Genomic DNA, 17,537 nt, shown 5'->3' with positions numbered 1-17,537 from the left:
CGGACTAGTTTTCTTCACGCTCCTGAATAGAGATATCCCTTCGGAACGGAATGAATAAAGGATCAACATCTTTTGTCTCACCAACAACTGATTCTATTTCTCTTTTCAAGTAATTCAAATGAGCAATAGTTAGCCTGTCCGTCATTACGGGAATGGTTCTCTTAATTTTGCCTTGAAGATTTATAAGGTTATCCAATGCTAAAGAACGAACATCCGTATTGGAAGTATAGCCTTCAGAAAGTTTAGCTAAAATACCTTCTACCATCCCTTCTGCTTCGTCGGGTTTGTAGAGGGTAATTAGATTAGAAACGTATGATTTCTGTAATTTTCTTCGGTATGCGTTCGTTTGGTAGAAAACATTCATATCTCCCCAAACCAACTGGTTCAAATCATCCATATAATCTTGTGGAAGATAAGGGTCTTCGTCTTCGTAACGTTCGGCAATAAATGTCATTCTACTTAATCGACTTCCTCCTAAAAGATTGAGCATAACGCTCTCCATAGTTTTGGTTACGGATTCTTTAGATTGTGGGGATTGAATAGCATTCAAAATGTCGTTTCGTAATAACCATTTAGGCTCTTTAAAAATATAATTGTTTAAAAATACCAATGCCTGTTTTTGCTTCTGTTTATCTACTGGGCGGTATACTTCACCTTCTTCCCCCATTGTTTTTGGAGTTACGTAAATACCTGCAATATTTTTAGAAACATGAAAAATATAGTCGCTATACTGACCGACAAGGTCCTTGTAAATTTGATCTAGATTGGCATAGTCATCGCTACTTTTCTCTTGTGTCCATTTTTTCAAGAATGGCGCAATACGTTGTAAGTTTAGAATGCCGTACATACTAGCCTGCATGGCATCATCACCTAAATCTTCGGTCTGAGACCTAGGGTCAAAATCGCGGCCTTCACCACCAAACCAAAGCCTTGGATTGGATGAAACGCTATCTACTACCATTTGACTTAAAAGGTCTTTCTCGTCCTTAATAGACAAGTCATCTGCGAATCTAGAATAGCCCCATTGAATGGCCCATTTGTCGTAATCGCCTATGCGAGGCATTAAATCTTCCGCAGGAATACTATCTTCTGGTTGCGCTACATAGTTAAAACGAGCATAGTCCATGATAGAACTTGTGTGTCCGTTCTTTTTTAGAAATTCTGCATCACGTAATTTTTCCACAGGAGTTGCAGAGCTAGCCCCCATATTGTGTCTAAGTCCTAATGTATGCCCAACTTCATGAGAGGCTACAAAACGGATGAGGTTCCCCATGAGTTCTGTATCATACTCCATTTTTCTAGCGCGTTCATCAACAGCACCGGCCTGTACCATATACCAGCTGTGCAGTAGGCTCATAAGATTGTGATACCATCCTATATGACTTTCTAATATTTCGCCACTTCTAGGGTCTACAATATTGGGTCCGTATGCGTTTTTTGAAGGTGAAGCAAAATAGCGAAGAACTGAAAAACGAGAATCTTCAAGACTCATGCTTTTATCATTTTCTGGCCAAGGCTTACCTATGATGGCATTTTTAAATCCGGCCTGTTCAAAAGCCACTTGCCAATCGTTAATTCCTTGTATAAGAAAAGGTCTCCACTTTTTAGGAGTAGCAGGATCAATATAATAGACAATAGGATTTTTTGGTTCTACCAACTCTCCTTGCTTCCATCTTAAGGAATCTTCGGCTTTAGGTTCTAATCGCCATCTGTGAATGTACGTATTGCGATCTACCTGTTGTTGGTCATCGCCATATTCTAAATATGAGCTTGCAAAATAACCTACGCGGTCATCGTACAACCTTTTTCTCATAGGAACCTTTGGAAGCAGAATAAAGGAATTGTTGATCTCTAAAGTAACTACTCCTGCAAGAATAGCTGCCGGAAGTTGTTTTCTTTTGTCTAATCCCGATTTAGCTTTATAGGTTTTAACAGTCTTTATTTCGGTATTTAATGGAAACGAATTTATTTCCTTTATATAGGATTTATCTTTTTCAAGGGAAGTCAGTTTGTAATCGTCCTTTTTGTCGCCACTAAGCGCTAATAGAGGATTTTCACCATTTATGAAATCCGTTACATCTATTACTTGAGATTGTCTGTCATCATTGGTAGCCTTAATAGTGAAAGCTTCAAGTATAGGAGTGATGTTAGAATTATTCACCGCTTTTGAAATGGCATCGTCTTCACTTGCTGCACTTACTAATGTAGCAATACGGAGAAAAATATTATTAGAAGGGCCTTTTTCAAAAGTTATGGTATTTTCTGATATTTTTTCTCCACCGTAGTTTCCGCCTCCAGAAGGTGTTTTTATAAATCTTGTTACCACAAGCATCTCCCGGTTGAAAAGACTATCGGGTATTTCAAAATAATACTTATCTCCTACTTTGTGGACATCAAAGAGACCTGTTTTAGATACGGCCTCGCTAGTAATTAAACGGTCGTAAGCTTTAGCACCCGTCGCCGCTAGGCTTTCTACTTTACCTTTTTTGTTTGATTTTCGAGCCACGCCAATGGTGCTGCAAGATACAGCCAACAGTAGCAACCCTATGTATGTAAAAAGTTGTTTCATTGATATAAAAATTTACCGCTCCTGTAATTTAGAATTATAGGTTGTAGTCGGTATTTGCCCCTTAAAATGTGCCCGTGATGGGTCTTCGTATAAGTAGCGAACGTGTCAGTTCTTACTTTAGTATGGTTTTGGCTGAGTCTTATTCGCTTTTAACAGAAAATTGCATAGGTCTTAACAAGCTTGTGCCTGTAACCGTAGTTATATACGTCAATCCCCACAAAAAAGACGAGTTCAATATACAATTCTGTTAGGTGGATGTCAATTTTAAAATCGAAAAACAACAAAGCGAACAGTTTTGGTTATTGGGAGAGATGGCAATCTGTAAATTTTCTATCGTATTAGAATCATTACGGCACCCAGTGCCGTCAATACCAAAATCATTTTTCGATAAAAATCTTCTTTGATGATCTTCACTAGACGTATGCCCAAGAAAACGCCTAAAATAATGCCGGGTACCAACTTCAAGTCAAACAGAAGAGTCTCAACGGTTATGGTCTCCCAAACAAAAATGTGTAAGGGTAATTTAAGTACATTGATTATAAGGAATAACCATGCAGCAGTACCTATAAATTCATTTTTTGGTACGCGCATGGCCAAAAAGTAAATGTTACTGAATGCGCCACCTAAATTACCTATCATAGTAGTAATACCGGCAATAGTTCCTACTAGGCCTGCGAAAAGCCAATGCGTGGGTACGGCTTGTGATTTTCGTCTGTCCCACCAGTACATCATGACCACGCTTACCAAGATTATAATGGCCATGGCAATCTTGAAAAGGCCTTCATCCAAATCGTTTCCAATAAAGACTCCACAGACAATACCCACCAAAATCCATGGTAGAAATTTCAAAATATGTGCCCAATTGGCGTGCCTATTATAATAGATTACTGCAAAAATATCGCCTACGACCAGTAGAGGAACTACTATGCCAGTAGAAGCTTTTGCAGTAAAAGCAAGAGCCATAAGAGTTACATTAACAATTGCAATTCCTTTAATACCAGCCTTTGAGAGTCCGATAACGGTTGCGGCTGTAAATGCAAGGGCCCAAGCGGTAAGTGTAATATCAAAAGTGGTAGTTAAAAGCACAAGAATAGGTTTGGTTTATAAAGGGCAAAAGTATCCTAAAAAAACAATATCTTTAACGATTCACCTAAAACCCTTTATTATTAATGGAGTTATCTACTTTAGACTACAGTTTCATCATTGTTTTTTTCTCTATTGTTTTAGGTATAGGGTTTTATGTTTCTAAAAAATCTGGGAAGAATTCATCTGAGTTTTTTCTTTCTGGCAGAACAATGCCTTGGTGGTTACTGGGGCTTTCAATGGTAGCTACTACGTTTTCTACGGATACACCCAATTTGGTTACGGATATTGTTAGAACAAACGGTGTATCGGGTAACTGGGTTTGGTGGGCTTTTTTAATTACGGGTCTTTTGACTGTTTTTGTATATGCTAAGCTTTGGCGTAAATCTAACGTAAATACGGATTTAGAGTTTTATGAAATGCGTTACGGAGGTGCTCCTGCAAGTTTTTTGAGAAAATTTCGCGCTATTTATTTAGGGGCGTTATTCAATATTATTACTATGGCTTCCGTAACCTTGGCAGCTATAAAGATTGGCGGTATCATGTTAGGTCTTGAGCCATGGGAAACTGTAGTTGGTGCCGGTTTAATAACAGTTACATTTAGTGCTCTTGGAGGTTTTAAGGGTGTTGTTTATACTGATTTTGTTTTGTTCTTTGTTGCTATGGCAGGTGCTATTGGAGCTGCATATTATTTGGTGAATATTCCGGAGGTAGGAGGTATACAGGCGTTGATGGCAAATGAAAATGTTACGGACAAATTGAATATTCTTCCTGATTTTAGCAATAAGAAAGCACTGATTACTCTCTTTATAATTCCGCTGGCAGTACAATGGTGGAGTTCTTGGTATCCAGGAGCGGAACCATAAGTGGTGGAGGTTATATTGCACAAAGAATGTTGGCTGCAAAAGATGAAAACCATGCTATTGGCGCCACTTTCTTCTTTAATATTATGCACTACGCACTTAGACCTTGGCCATGGATTTTAGTGGCTTTGGCCTCATTGGTAGTGTATCCAGATGTTGCTAGTATTCATGAAGCTTTTCCGCATATTGCAGAAGACAAATTAGGTCATGATTTGGCATATTCTGCTATGTTGACCAAATTACCAAGCGGGCTCTTAGGTGTAGTTCTTGCTTCTTTGATTGCTGCTTACATGAGTACCATTTCAACACAGTTAAACTGGGGGTCTTCTTATATTGTATTTGATTTTTATAAGCAGCAGGTAAATCCAAATGCTACGGAAAAGCAAATGGTAGCTGTGGGTAGAATTTCTACAGTAGTGCTTATGATTTTAAGTGCGGGACTGGCTTTGGCGCTTGAAAACGCACTTCAGATATTTGATATATTATTGACTTTTGGAGCGGGTACTGGACTCATTTTTATATTGAGATGGTTTTGGTGGCGAATTAATGCGTGGAGTGAAATTACGGCCATGTTCGCTTCAGGAATTATATCCATATTGTTAAAAACAACCGATTTAGGTCCTTTTCTTTTTGCTGAAACAACAGGAGTTTTTCCAGATTGGATGGAGTATCCTTTTGTAGTATTGGTTACAACTGCCATATGGTTATCGGCGACATTTATGACGCAACCAGAATCTAAAGAGACCCTTCGCTCATTTTATACGCGAATTCAATAGGGGGTCCAGGTTGGGCAAAAGTGGTGAAGGACGCTAACGCTGACGGAGAAAAAATAACCAAAGACAACGAAAAATGGAGTGTGCCGCAAGGTATCACCGCAATGCTACTTGGATGTGTTCTTATCTACACCATTATGTTCGCAACAGGTTATTGGATATACGGTAGAACCGAAGCTGCATTATTGCTTACGGGAGTTGCCGTAATATCTGGCTTCCTTCTTATAAGGGCATGGAATAAAATGAAAGAAAATATTCTGTAGTACGGTGTGCAAAGAAGAGGTTAATTACTCTACATCTTCTAAAACAATTTGTAGTACTTCATTCGCTTTTATTTCGATAATTGAAGTTGATTTAACCTCATTTTTGATGCCATCTTCATTGTAAGTAAACGATTTGAATGAAATTTGTTCACCGTCGTTAAATGCTTCTACTTGATAAATGGTTCGAGGTCCTTGTTCCAATGATGTTAAACTGTAGGTCTTTAGACTTTGACCGTATTCTTTTTCTGCTCCAGTACCGTGTCTAAGTTTAAAAGTCACGTAGTCTGCTGAAAATCCTGTTGAATTTGCAAAGGAAATTCCTGTGTCATTAGAAATTTTTGCTTCTCCGTTTACAAGACTAACTTCTTCTTTGTCTTTTGAACAGCTTGCTGATATTACCAGAACAACACTGCAAAGTAGGTATACAATGCGCTTTTTCATAATTCTATTTTTTTAGGAGGATTTGGGGTCTCCTGATTTGGGAAGGTGCTATTTACTAACACCTTATGAATCAACGTCTGTTACTTTGGCTTATTGTATAAATTCGTTGTGTGGTATTTAATTTCAACAAAGGGAAGTACCGGATATACTTGATTTTTTATGTGACGTGAAATAAGGCATACCATTTGGAGAAAACTTGCGTTATTATTTATCCAAACCTTAATTAACCTACCTACGCATGAGATTTTACCGTCTTCTACTAGTGGCCTTTGTCTTTTCGGCAACTTGTTCCCAAGCACAAGAAAGCAAGAAAATTGATTCTTATTGGCAACTGCTTCTAAAGAATCAACGACAAGAAGCCCAAATCAAATTCCAGAAAAAGAACAAGGGTAGTTTATCAGATATATTAACTAATGAAATCATAGCCAACGAGAACGGTACATTTACCGCTGCAGATGGGTTTATTGAGAATGTAATTTCTCAACCAGATTTTGAATACTATCTGTATGCTTTATGGAACCAGAGTTTCTTTTTTGATTCTTATCTCAATACTGGTTTCAATAGAAAAAATATTAGTAATATAAATGGTATACCATTAGACCGTATTAAAAATGCGACCGTAAAGGAATCGCTTCGGTATTTGAAATCTGCAGTAGCCCAGCATTCAGATGATTGGGGAACGTATGATCAACTGAACAATGCTATACCAGCTATTAAAGCATGGCAATTTTGTGGAAGTTTCGAGAATTTAAACGGTAGTGGTTTGGCTACGGAATATGCTCCTGAAAAAAATGTAACTTCTACAACAGACTTTAATGCCAATAGCAACGGATTCGTTAATTGGTATGACCAAAGAGGTCGTGAGAAAGAGGCATATCAATATTATTCTAACCACTCGGAGTATGGCGGCGGCGTAAATTATGCCCAGACTTTTGTTACAAATCCAACTGCTAAAAAAGCTGTAGTGCGCTTAGGAAGTTCATCTTTTGCCAGAGTGTGGTTAAATGATGTATTGATTTATGAAAATACTAATGACGGTATAACGGATATGGATGCCTATAATGTTTTGGTAAACCTTCCTTCTGGTAATAACCGTTTCTTGGTTAAAAGTGCCGATCAAAGTGGAATTGCTTATTTCATTGTTAGAATTACGGACGAAGAAGGTAATGCCTTCAACGACTTAAAATATAACGCAGCTCCAAGCGCTTATAAAAAGAGTTCAATAGAAGCTATTGCTCCCAAAGAACTTCCGCATTCGGTAGAAGAATTTTTTCAGAACAAGTTAAAGCAAAACCCAAATAATTTTTTCAATACGGTGTGTTTGGTAAGTGCCTATTTAAGGAATTCAAAATTTAATGAGGCCAAAAAAACATTACAACCTTGGGTAGATGCTTATCCTGAAAGCTCGTTTTTAAGGAAATACCTTATTGATTGCTATACAAAAGAAAAGGACTATACCTCTGCTAAAGAACTTCAGAAAAATATAGAAAGCGATGACGAAAAATATTATTTGTCTTACATCTATCGCTTTGAAGATTCGAGGGAACTGTTTAAACTGCCTTTACCAGAATTTGAAGGTTTTGTAGAAGAATTTTCTGCTTCGACAGATATGGATATTTTGAAAAAATCTGCTCAATTATTACTGAATATTAGGCAAGAAGACAAGTCTGCGGTAAAAGAAACCTTAAAGACAATTACTGAAAACTATAAGGATCAGCTTAGTATTTTAAAGGTTTATCTCAATATATATTCGGCTTATTTGAATGAAGATGATAAGGCGATAAAAATACTTGAAGAGATTGATGATACCTATTTTGATTACGGCGCATTGCAGTCGCTCGCTGGTTTTTACAATAAACAAGATAGAAAAAAAGAAGCTTTGGCTCTTTTTGAAAAACGATACAATTTGGTAAATCATGATAATATTTACTTATCAGATTACATAGCGTATCAGCATGAATACAAGAATTATGAAGAGTCTCTCCCTTACATAGACCAGATGCTTAAAAACTTCCCGTTCTCTTTTGTGGCCATGGAATTAAAAGGAACTGCTCTTGAGCAATCTGGAAAGAAAAAAGAAGCTTTGGGTTGGTATAAAAAGTCATTGAAACATAATGGGGCAAATACTTCGTTACGAAAGAAAATAGATGACCTCTCTAATGGTAAAAATTATTTTGAAGAAGTAGCGACGCCGGATATATATGAATTCATGGCCAAAAATAGAGATAAAGGTGTAATAGGTAACTATGGCTATAATTATTTGCTAGATGAAAGCTTGCTTCAGCTGTATCCAGAAGGTGGTGGAAATCGCAGACGCGTTACGTGGTTGAAATTACTAGCGATAGCGGTATAGAATCTTTAAAAGAAGTAAACCTAGGTCTTAGTGGTAACTATCACATTACTAAATCTGAAATCGTTAAGCCGAACAAAAAGATAGTTCCAGCTTCAAAAAGTGGTTCTAGCATTGTTTTCAATAACCTAGAGATAGGGGATATCATTTATGTAGATTATGAAAGTAGCTACGCCAATAGCGGAAGGTTTTATAAAGACCATGTAGATTATTTTCAGTTTGATTCTTTTCACCCTATCCATAAAAACACGTTAAAGATTTTGGTACCAAAGGATAAAAAGTTCACTACTAGAACCCTTAATGGCAAAGTAGCGTATCAAAAGCGAAATATAGATGATTATGTTTATCATGAGTGGGAAACCATTGACCAGAAAGAATTAACGCCTGAGGAAAACTTTATGCCAAGTCTTAGTGATGTAGCTAGCTATGTACACGTAAGCACAATAGGCTCTTGGGATGATATTGCCAATTGGTATTCAGATTTGGTACGCCCCCAGATTGTTATGAATTCTGATGTTCAAGAAGCGTTTAAAACCATTTTCCCTTCAGGAAGCGATGGATTATCAGAAGACGAAAAGGCTTCCAAGATATACTATTATATTATGGAGAACTTTAGCTATAGCCATGTAGGTTTTAGACAAAGTGGTTTTGTTCCGCAAAGACCTTCAAAAACTATAAAATCTAAATTGGGTGATTGTAAAGATTTTTCAACGCTATATGTGACGCTAGCTCAAATGGCCGGTTTAAAATCGCATTTGGTATTGGTGCTTACTTCAGATTATGGAGAAAGTACAATGGTGTTGCCTAGTCAAGATTTTAATCACTGTATAGCTAAAGTGTTTATAGATGGTAAACCTCAGTATTTGGAGCTTACTGATAATAACATGCCTTATAAGTCAGTACCTACTAGTTTAGAAAGTGCTACGGCTTTGGATATCCCTAATAAATGGCTGAAAGACGTTAAGAAAGGTATTTATAAACTAAAGGATATTGATCATACGACTACAGTGCTGGAGAGTAATATGGAGTATGTTATAGGTGATGGTTCTCATCAGTTAAAAATAGAATCAGCTTTAAGAGGAAGCATTAATTCTCACTATGCCGCTATTTTTAAGGAAGACAATTACGAAGTGGTAAAAAAGAGTATTACGGATGATTTTAAAAGTAGAATAACAGAAGATTTTACTTTTGACAGTATACATAACATTAAGTATGAGCTTAGGTCTCCTGTTTTAAAATACACATCTAATTTAACGGTAAATGAAAAGTTAGATGAAATTGGGAGTATGAAGGTGTTTCGTATTCCAGCGGTGAACAATGCTTATAATACTTCAATTATTCAAGATGATGAACGTGCTTTCCCTATTGACTATTTGCTTTACGAAAATGCAGATGTCTATAAATCTAGCTATGTAATCAAATTAAAAGATGATGAGCGTTTTGTTGAAATCCCTGAAAGTGCGGATTACAGTTTTCAAAAACATCATTTTAAAATCGATTATGAGTTAGCCAAAGAAAGCGAGCTGCATATTACTATTGAAGCTAAAACCTCAAAAGAGCGTATTGCGGCAAGTGATTACAAAGACTTTAAGGCCTATGTAAAAGCGGCTTTAGATGCTAAACAACAGCTTATTGGTTTTAAGAAAAACAAGAAGGAAACTAAAGTTAGTTTTTCAGGTAAAAAATAATTTAAGCGTTGTTCTGATAAGACATCAACTTTGCTACATATTTACCAATAACATCAAACTCAAGGTTTACTACAGTACCTACCTTGTATGAGTTAAAGCGTGTGTTTTCGTAAGTGTAGGGAATAATGGCAACGCTAAAACTGTTCTTTTCTGAATTCACAACGGTAAGGCTTGTGCCGTCAATAGTAATGGAGCCCTTCTCAATAGTAGGGTTCCCTGTTCCGGCATCATATTCAAATGTAAAAAACCAACTACCGTCTTTTTCTTCAACGGCTTTGCAGGTTCCAGTTTGGTCTACATGGCCTTGAACGATGTGGCCGTCTAGACGAGAACCAAGAATCATGGCGCGCTCCAAGTTTACCTTTTCACCTACTTTTAATTCATCTAGATTAGTTTTCTGCAAAGTTTCGTCAATAGCAGTTACGGTATAGGTGTTTTCATCTAAAGAAACAACGGTAAGGCATACACCATTGTGCGCAACGCTCTGGTCAATTTTAAGTTCTGATGTCAGCGGAGACTTCACCGTAATATGAAGGTTACTGCCTTCTTTTTCTAATTGTTGTATTTCGCCTAAAGTTTCAATAATGCCCGTAAACATGTTCCGTTAAATTTAAGTAGTTTTGTACCTTATATTATTAGGCAAAGGTAAAGAATAAGATGCAGGAAGAAGGAAAAATTAAACTGGGTATTTCTATAGGGGATTTAAATGGAATAGGTTGTGAGGTAGTACTCAAGACTTTTGAAGATGCCCGTATGCTGGATTTTTGTACGCCGGTTATATTTGCATCCAACAAAACTATTTCTTTTCAGAAAAAAGAATTGAATCTTGATATTAATTATCACGGTATTGCAGATGCTTCAAAAGCAGTAGATGGTAAGATAAATGTGGTTAATGTATGGAAAGAAATTCCTAAAATTAATTTTGGTGAAGCTACCAAAGAAGGTGGTAAATATGCCATTCAGTCTTTACGAGCAGCAGTCGATGCATTAAAGAACGATACTATAGATGCGTTGGTTACAGCGCCTATTAATAAAAATAACATTCAAGCCGAGGATTTTAAATTTGGACATACAGATTTTTTAGCTCAAGAACTAGAAGGCGAAAGTTTGATGTTCATGGTAACGGATGAGCTTAAGGTAGGTTTGTTAACTGATCACGTTGCGGTTAAAGATGTTTCGGCAGCTATAAATGCAATATTGATTAGAGATAAGGTGCGCACCATAGAGAAGTCTTTACAGATGGATTTTGGTATACGCGCTCCAAAAGTGGCTATGTTAGGTATTAACCCACATAGCGGAGACAACGGTATTATAGGTAAAGAAGATGATGAGGTCTTAAAACCGGTCATTAAAGAGATGTCAGATGCAGGTCATTTGGTTTTCGGCCCTTATTCTGCTGATAGTTTCTTTGGTTCTGATGCTTACAAAAACTTTGACGCCATTTTAGCGGCTTATCATGATCAAGGTCTTATACCGTTCAAAACATTGTCATTTGGTAAAGGAGTCAATTTTACGGCGGGTTTATCTAAAGTAAGAACATCTCCAGATCATGGAACAGCCTATGAAATTGCTGGTAAAGGCAAGGCAGATCCAAGCTCTTTTAAAGAGGCAGTTTTTACGGCATTGCAAATTTTTAAGAATAGAAAAGAGTATATGGAGCTTACTAAGAACCCTTTACAGAAGCAGCGAATTAGACGCTAAAGGCATGTTTTTCTATTAGGGAGCCCTTTTAATTTCAAGAAAAGGTCTATAAGATAGGCGAACTTATTGAATTCCAATTAAAAAAGGGTTGTAAGTTTATTAAATAATAGTATCTTTGCACCCGCCTTTAATCTGGCGGTGTATAAAAATAGTGTTGAAATGATGAAGCAAAAGGAGTTTAACATTCCTTTCTCTGGATTAGGACAAGGAAAACACGAATTTGAGTATACGATTGATAACCCGTTCTTTGAATCTTTTGGGTATGACGATTTTAATGCAGCAAGCATTAATTTAGTTGTAGTATTGAATAAAACGAGCACTATGCTCGAGTTAGAGATGAAAGCCCAAGGCACGGTTAATGTAAATTGCGACCTGACCAACGAACCATTTGATCAGCCTATTGAGGCAGATTTGGAACTCGTAGTCAAGTTTGGGGATGAGTTTAATGATGATGATGATGAGATTCTGATTATACCCCATAGAGAACATCAGGTCAATATTGCACAATACGTATACGAAATGTTAGTGTTGGCCGTACCGCAAAAAAGAATTCACTAGGGGTATTAGATGGTACATTGCAATCGGAAGCATTAAAAAAGCTTGAAGAATTGCAGCCTAAGGAAAAGAAAAAAGAAAGTGATCCCAGATGGGACGAATTAAAGAAACTGTTAACGGATAAATAAGTTTTAAATGGCACATCCTAAGAGAAAAATATCGAGAACCAGAAGGGACAAAAGAAGAACACATTACAAAGCAGTAGCACCAACTTTGGCTACTGACCCAACTACTGGTGAAATCCACTTGTTCCACAGAGCACATTGGCATGAAGGAAAATTATATTATAAAGGTCAAATTTTGATCGACAAGACTGAAGAAGCCGAAGCATAAACGTTACGGTTATCTTATTAATGAATAAAACGACTCCCGTATTTAATGACGGGAGTTTTTTTATTTCTAGTACTCAAATCTCAAAAACGCATAGTTTTACAGGAAAAATTGATGAAAATTGATTATTTTTCACCAATTTTGAGGCATTTTTGAGGCTTTCTGATATCAAATCGACTTTAAGATGAGTAAAACAACAGCAGCAATTACGGCTGTAGGAGGATATGTTCCGAAATTTGTCATGACCAACAATATGTTGGAAGAAATGGTGGATACCAATGATGAATGGATTGTTTCTAGAACAGGAATTAAAGAAAGAAGGGTGTTAAGGCCCGAAGAAGGAAATGGTACTTCGTATTTGGCTATCAAGGCTGCAGAAGACCTTATTCAAAAGAAAAATATAGACCCAAAGGAAATTGATTTGGTAATCATTGCCACGGCAACTCCAGATAGCATGGTAGCGTCTACTGCTGCTTTTGTAGCATCGGAAATTGGAGCGGTAAATGCATTTGCCTATGATCTTTTGGCAGCATGTTCCAGCTTTTTGTTCGGAATGTCTACCGCTGCGAGTTATATAGAATCTGGCAGGTATAAAAAAGTTTTATTGATTGGGGCAGATAAGATGTCGTCAATAATAGATTATACAGATCGTACCACATGTATTATATTTGGTGATGGTGCCGGTGCGGCATTGTTTGAGCCAAATGAAGAAGGTTTAGGATTGCAAGATGAATATCTTAGATCTGATGGTAAAGGAAGACAATTTCTAGGTATGGACGCTGGAGGTTCATTAATGCCGGCCACAGAGGAAACAGTTAAAAACAGAAAACACTTTATTTACCAAGAAGGTAAAACGGTTTTCAAATTTGCGGTTTCTAACATGGCAGACGTAGCCGAAAGAATAATGAAGCGCAACGACTTAGAACATACAGATGTTTCTTGGTTGGTTCCACATCAAGCTAATAAAAGAATCATAGATGCGACTGCCAATAGAATGGGACTCGATAATTCTAAGGTTCTAATGAACATAGAAAGATACGGCAACACTACATCGGCTACCTTACCGTTGTTATTGGCCGATTTTGAAAGTAAATTTAAAAAAGGAGATAACCTTGTTTTTGCCGCTTTTGGCGGAGGTTTCACTTGGGGTTCCATTTACCTAAAATGGGCTTACTAAATAAATACCGATCACTTAAATAAACAACATTCCATGGATATTAAAGAAATTCAAAGCCTGATCAAGTTTGTAGCAAAATCAGGTGCCAGTGAAGTAAAGTTGGAAATGGAGGATTTAAAAATCACCATTAAAACAGGCACTTCTGATTCTGGAAACGAAACAACCTACGTGCAGCAAATCCCTATGCCGCAAGCTCAAATGATGCCTTCTCAACAAGCTCCCGTTCAAAATATTGAAGCAGCTTCAGGAGATGCAGCTAAAGCTGATAAAGACGAAGATTCCAAGTATATTACTATCAAATCGCCTATTATCGGTACTTTCTATAGAAAGCCATCACCGGATAAGAGCGTTTTTGTTGAGGTGGGTAGTACTATCGCAAAAGGAGATGTGCTTTGTGTTATTGAAGCTATGAAACTTTTTAACGATATTGAATCTGAAGTTTCTGGTAAAATCGTAAAGGTTTTGGTAGATGATTCTTCTCCAGTAGAGTTTGATCAGCCTTTGTTTTTGGTAGATCCGTCATAAATATAAATTCTGAATCCCAAATGAGTTTTCCCTAGCGGGAATAAATTGTTGGTACTTAGATTTTGGAATTTAAATTGAAAAAGTATGTTCAAGAAAATATTAATTGCAAATAGGGGAGAGATTGCGCTTCGTGTTATACGAACCTGTAAGGAAATGGGTATTAAAACCGTTGCGGTCTATTCTAAAGCAGATGAGGAGAGTTTGCATGTTCGTTTTGCTGACGAAGCTGTCTGTATTGGTCCGGCGGCAAGTAGTGAGTCGTACCTGAAAATACCTAATATAATTGCTGCGGCAGAAATTACAAATGCTGACGCTATTCACCCAGGCTACGGATTTCTTTCAGAAAATTCTAAATTTTCTAAGATTTGTGCAGAACACGATATTAAGTTTATTGGAGCTTCTGGCGAGCATATAGACCGTATGGGAGATAAGTCTTCTGCTAAGAAAACTATGAAAGAGGCTGGCGTTCCTACGGTTCCAGGTTCCGATGGCTTGTTGAAAGATGTTGCTGATGCATTAAAAGTTGCTAAGAAAATGGGTTACCCCGTTATGGTCAAAGCAACTGCAGGTGGTGGTGGAAAAGGTATGCGTGCTGTTTTTAAAGAAGAAGACATGCAAGACCTTTTTGAAAGTGCCGTTCAAGAAGCTACGGCTGCATTTGGAAATGGCGGCATGTACATGGAGAAATTAATTGAAGAACCAAGACATATTGAAATTCAAATTGTTGGAGATCAATACGGCAAAGCTTGTCACCTTTCGGAAAGAGATTGTTCTATACAACGTAGACATCAAAAACTAACGGAAGAAACTCCATCACCTTTCATGACCGATAAACTTCGGGATGCAATGGGTATAGCAGCGGTTAAAGCTGCAGAATTTATAAAGTATGAAGGTGCGGGTACAATAGAATTTTTGGTAGATAAACATCGAAATTTCTATTTCATGGAAATGAACACTCGTATCCAAGTAGAGCACCCTATTACGGAACAAGTAATTGATTACGATTTAATTCGTGAGCAAATTTTAGTTGCTGCCGGTGTGCCTATTTCAGGTAAAAACTATTTACCTAAACTGCATTCTATAGAGTGTAGAATTAATGCAGAAGACCCTTATAATAACTTTAGGCCTTCTCCAGGTAAAATAACAACTTTACATATACCAGGTGGGCATGGTGTTCGTATGGATACTCACGTGTACAGCGGTTACAGTATCCCTCCTAACTACGATTCTATGATAGCAAAGTTGATAACCACTGCGCAGACGCGTGAAGAGGCTATCAATAAAATGAAAAGAGCTTTAGATGAATTCGTTATAGAAGGTATCAAAACAACTATTCCGTTTCACAGGCAGTTAATGGATCATCCAGATTATTTGGCAGGTAATTATACCACGGCATTTATGGATGACTTTAAAATGGATCCTCCGCCAGCGGATTAAGAATAAAACCTCAATATACATATTGAGGTTTTTTTATACAAAAAAATGAATTTAAGCTATTGGGAATATAAGACATGGTTGTCAGATATCGATTTCACTATCGTTGGTAGCGGTATCGTAGGACTTAATTGTGCTTTACAGCTTCATAAGCGTTTCCCTAAGGCAAAAATTCTAATTTTAGAAAAAGGCTTTCTACCGCAAGGCGCGAGCACTAAAAATGCTGGTTTTGCTTGTTTTGGTAGCATTTCTGAGGTTTTATCAGACTTAGAGCGTCATAGTGAGGAAGAAGTAGTCGCGTTGGTAGAGCAGCGTTGGAAGGGCATTCAGTTACTTCGTAACAATGTGGGTGATAACACTATGGAATTTCAGGTTCATGGTGGCCATGAATTATTTTTAAATTCAGCCGATGAACTCTATCAGAAATGTGAAAATCGGCTTGCCGAAATCAACAGCCTTTTAAAATCGGTTTATGGTGCAGATGCATTTCATTTGGGGCCAAATGCCTTCGGTTTCAATAAGGTGAAAGATAATTATATAACCAATATTTTTGAAGGACAATTGGATACGGGTAAAATGATGAACGCGCTATTACAATTGGTCCATCAGGCAGATATCAAAATATTGAATTCAATTACAGTTGAAGGTTTTTCTGAAGAGGTAGCGGGAGTAGATGTTAAAACCAATCTATTTGAATTCAAAACCAAGAAATTACTGATTGCGACTAATGGATTCGCAGCCAACTTGATAAATGAAGAAGTCAAACCAGCAAGAGCACAAGTGTTGAATACAGAGCCTATTGAAAACTTAGCTGTAAAAGGCACTTTCCATTTTGATGAAGGTTATTATTATTTTAGGAATGTAGGCAATCGTATTTTGTTTGGAGGAGGAAGAAACCTAGACTTTAAAGGAGAAGAAACCGACCACTTTGGATGTTCTAAACAAATTCATGACCATTTAGATAAATTACTGAGAGAAGTCATTCTGCCAAACACCCCCTACCAAATAGACCGGAGATGGAGTGGTATAATGGGCACCGGTCAGCAGAAGAAGCCTATTCTTAAACAAATTTCTAACCATGTGTATTGTGGGGTTCGCTTGGGAGGCATGGGTATCGCTATAGGAAGCGCCATAGGCAAAGATTTGGCAGATTTAATGGAATAGGTCGCGAAATGGAAGAAATGCGCTTAGAGCTATGTAAATGTCTTGTTGTTTTATAAAAAAGCTCTAATAACAAATTTTAAATCTAATTTCTTCTTAGTTTTTAAAGCATAAGAAACGGCAAGTGGTTTGCTAAAAAAATAAAATCGGTATTGTATTAATTGAATATGACAGAAAAAGAGCAACTACATGAATTTTGTGCCACTTTCGTTGCCGAACGAATAGCCAGAATTCAAAAAAATATAGCAGACATTCAAACATCTTTGACCTCGGAAACTAAAAGTAGTGCTGGAGATAAACATGAGACGGGACGTGCCATGTTGCAATTGGAGCGTGAAAAGTTAGGTCAGCAATTGGCTGAAGCGGAAAAGATGAAACAAGTATTATCTAAAGTGCCCAAGGACAGTAATACAGCCGTGGTTGGTCTGGGTAGTTGGGTAGTTACTTCAAAGACAGATTATTTTCTAGCGATTTCTGCAGGTGAATATAAAGCGCATAATAAAACTATGTATTGTATTTCTGCAGCTACACCAATTGCTAAAATATTGTTTGGAAAACAAATAGGAGATACTGTAGTCTTCAGCGGTCAAGAGATAAAAATTGTGGAAATAAAATAAAAAAGAA

13 protein-coding genes and 2 pseudogenes are annotated in these 17,537 nt (G+C 37.2%); 11 read left to right on the top strand and 4 right to left on the bottom strand.

Translation table 11 applies throughout. The annotated features are described in order from the left end of the window. Positions 1-4 precede the first annotated feature (4 nt). A complete protein-coding gene (locus Q5W13_RS07960) occupies positions 5-2,569 on the bottom strand; it encodes a zinc-dependent metalloprotease (protein ID WP_304445936.1) in 2,565 nt (854 codons plus the stop codon). Between the two features lie 330 nt (positions 2,570-2,899). After that, on the bottom strand, positions 2,900-3,655 hold the full coding sequence (locus Q5W13_RS07955; RefSeq protein ID WP_162524447.1) for a sulfite exporter TauE/SafE family protein: 756 nt from the start codon (positions 3,653-3,655) through the stop codon (positions 2,900-2,902). 83 nt (positions 3,656-3,738) lie between these two features. On the opposite strand from Q5W13_RS07955, the pseudogene Q5W13_RS07950 reads away from it, so the two are divergent. Further along, a pseudogene (locus Q5W13_RS07950) lies at positions 3,739-5,551 on the top strand (sodium:solute symporter family protein). Positions 5,552-5,575: 24 nt separating this feature from the next. Here Q5W13_RS07950 and Q5W13_RS07945 read toward each other — a convergent pair. Beyond that, on the bottom strand, positions 5,576-5,992 hold the full coding sequence (locus Q5W13_RS07945; protein ID WP_304445935.1) for a hypothetical protein: 417 nt from the start codon (positions 5,990-5,992) through the stop codon (positions 5,576-5,578). A 238-nt stretch (positions 5,993-6,230) separates the two neighbouring features. Here Q5W13_RS07945 and Q5W13_RS07940 point away from each other — a divergent pair, with 238 nt between their 5' ends. Beyond that, a complete protein-coding gene (locus Q5W13_RS07940; protein ID WP_304445934.1) occupies positions 6,231-8,345 on the top strand; it encodes a tetratricopeptide repeat protein in 2,115 nt (704 codons plus the stop codon). Then, positions 8,315-10,030 (top strand): transglutaminase domain-containing protein, encoded by a 1,716-nt coding sequence (locus Q5W13_RS07935; RefSeq protein WP_304445933.1) that lies wholly within the window; start codon positions 8,315-8,317, stop codon positions 10,028-10,030. Before Q5W13_RS07940 ends, Q5W13_RS07935 begins: the two co-directional genes overlap by 31 nt. 1 nt (position 10,031) lies before the next feature. On the opposite strand, the gene Q5W13_RS07930 is transcribed toward Q5W13_RS07935, so the two are convergent. Continuing rightward, positions 10,032-10,628 (bottom strand): riboflavin synthase, encoded by a 597-nt coding sequence (locus tag Q5W13_RS07930; protein ID WP_304445932.1) that lies wholly within the window; start codon positions 10,626-10,628, stop codon positions 10,032-10,034. 59 nt (positions 10,629-10,687) lie between these two features. Here Q5W13_RS07930 and pdxA point away from each other — a divergent pair, with 59 nt between their 5' ends. From pdxA to Q5W13_RS07890, 8 genes and pseudogenes are all read left to right on the top strand, one after another. Beyond that, positions 10,688-11,731 carry a 4-hydroxythreonine-4-phosphate dehydrogenase PdxA gene (pdxA, locus tag Q5W13_RS07925; protein WP_304445931.1) on the top strand — a complete coding sequence of 348 codons (1,044 nt, stop codon included), beginning with the start codon at positions 10,688-10,690 and terminating at the stop codon, positions 11,729-11,731. Positions 11,732-11,890: 159 nt separating this feature from the next. After that, a pseudogene (locus Q5W13_RS07920) lies at positions 11,891-12,414 on the top strand (YceD family protein). 7 nt (positions 12,415-12,421) lie between these two features. Continuing rightward, positions 12,422-12,619 carry a 50S ribosomal protein L32 gene (gene rpmF / locus Q5W13_RS07915; RefSeq protein ID WP_155595399.1) on the top strand — a complete coding sequence of 66 codons (198 nt, stop codon included), beginning with the start codon at positions 12,422-12,424 and terminating at the stop codon, positions 12,617-12,619. 181 nt (positions 12,620-12,800) lie between these two features. Further along, positions 12,801-13,793: a beta-ketoacyl-ACP synthase III gene (locus Q5W13_RS07910; RefSeq protein ID WP_304445930.1), complete on the top strand. Its 993-nt coding sequence runs from the start codon at positions 12,801-12,803 to the stop codon at positions 13,791-13,793. Between the two features lie 33 nt (positions 13,794-13,826). Beyond that, a complete protein-coding gene (accB, locus tag Q5W13_RS07905) occupies positions 13,827-14,318 on the top strand; it encodes an acetyl-CoA carboxylase biotin carboxyl carrier protein (RefSeq protein ID WP_304445929.1) in 492 nt (163 codons plus the stop codon). An 84-nt stretch (positions 14,319-14,402) separates the two neighbouring features. Further along, entirely contained in the window at positions 14,403-15,755 is a 1,353-nt protein-coding gene (accC, locus tag Q5W13_RS07900; protein ID WP_155595402.1) for an acetyl-CoA carboxylase biotin carboxylase subunit, read from the top strand. Positions 15,756-15,800: 45 nt separating this feature from the next. Further along, entirely contained in the window at positions 15,801-16,916 is a 1,116-nt protein-coding gene (locus Q5W13_RS07895) for an NAD(P)/FAD-dependent oxidoreductase (RefSeq protein ID WP_304445928.1), read from the top strand. Positions 16,917-17,080: 164 nt separating this feature from the next. After that, positions 17,081-17,530 (top strand): 3-oxoacyl-ACP synthase, encoded by a 450-nt coding sequence (locus Q5W13_RS07890; RefSeq protein WP_304445927.1) that lies wholly within the window; start codon positions 17,081-17,083, stop codon positions 17,528-17,530. Positions 17,531-17,537 lie beyond the last annotated feature (7 nt).

The organism is Zobellia laminariae, from assembly GCF_030553095.1.
GTDB classification, from domain to species: Bacteria; Bacteroidota; Bacteroidia; order Flavobacteriales; family Flavobacteriaceae; genus Zobellia; species Zobellia laminariae.
The sequence above is the reverse complement of the archived record's forward strand: the minus strand, read 5'-3'. Positions and strand labels throughout refer to the sequence as shown.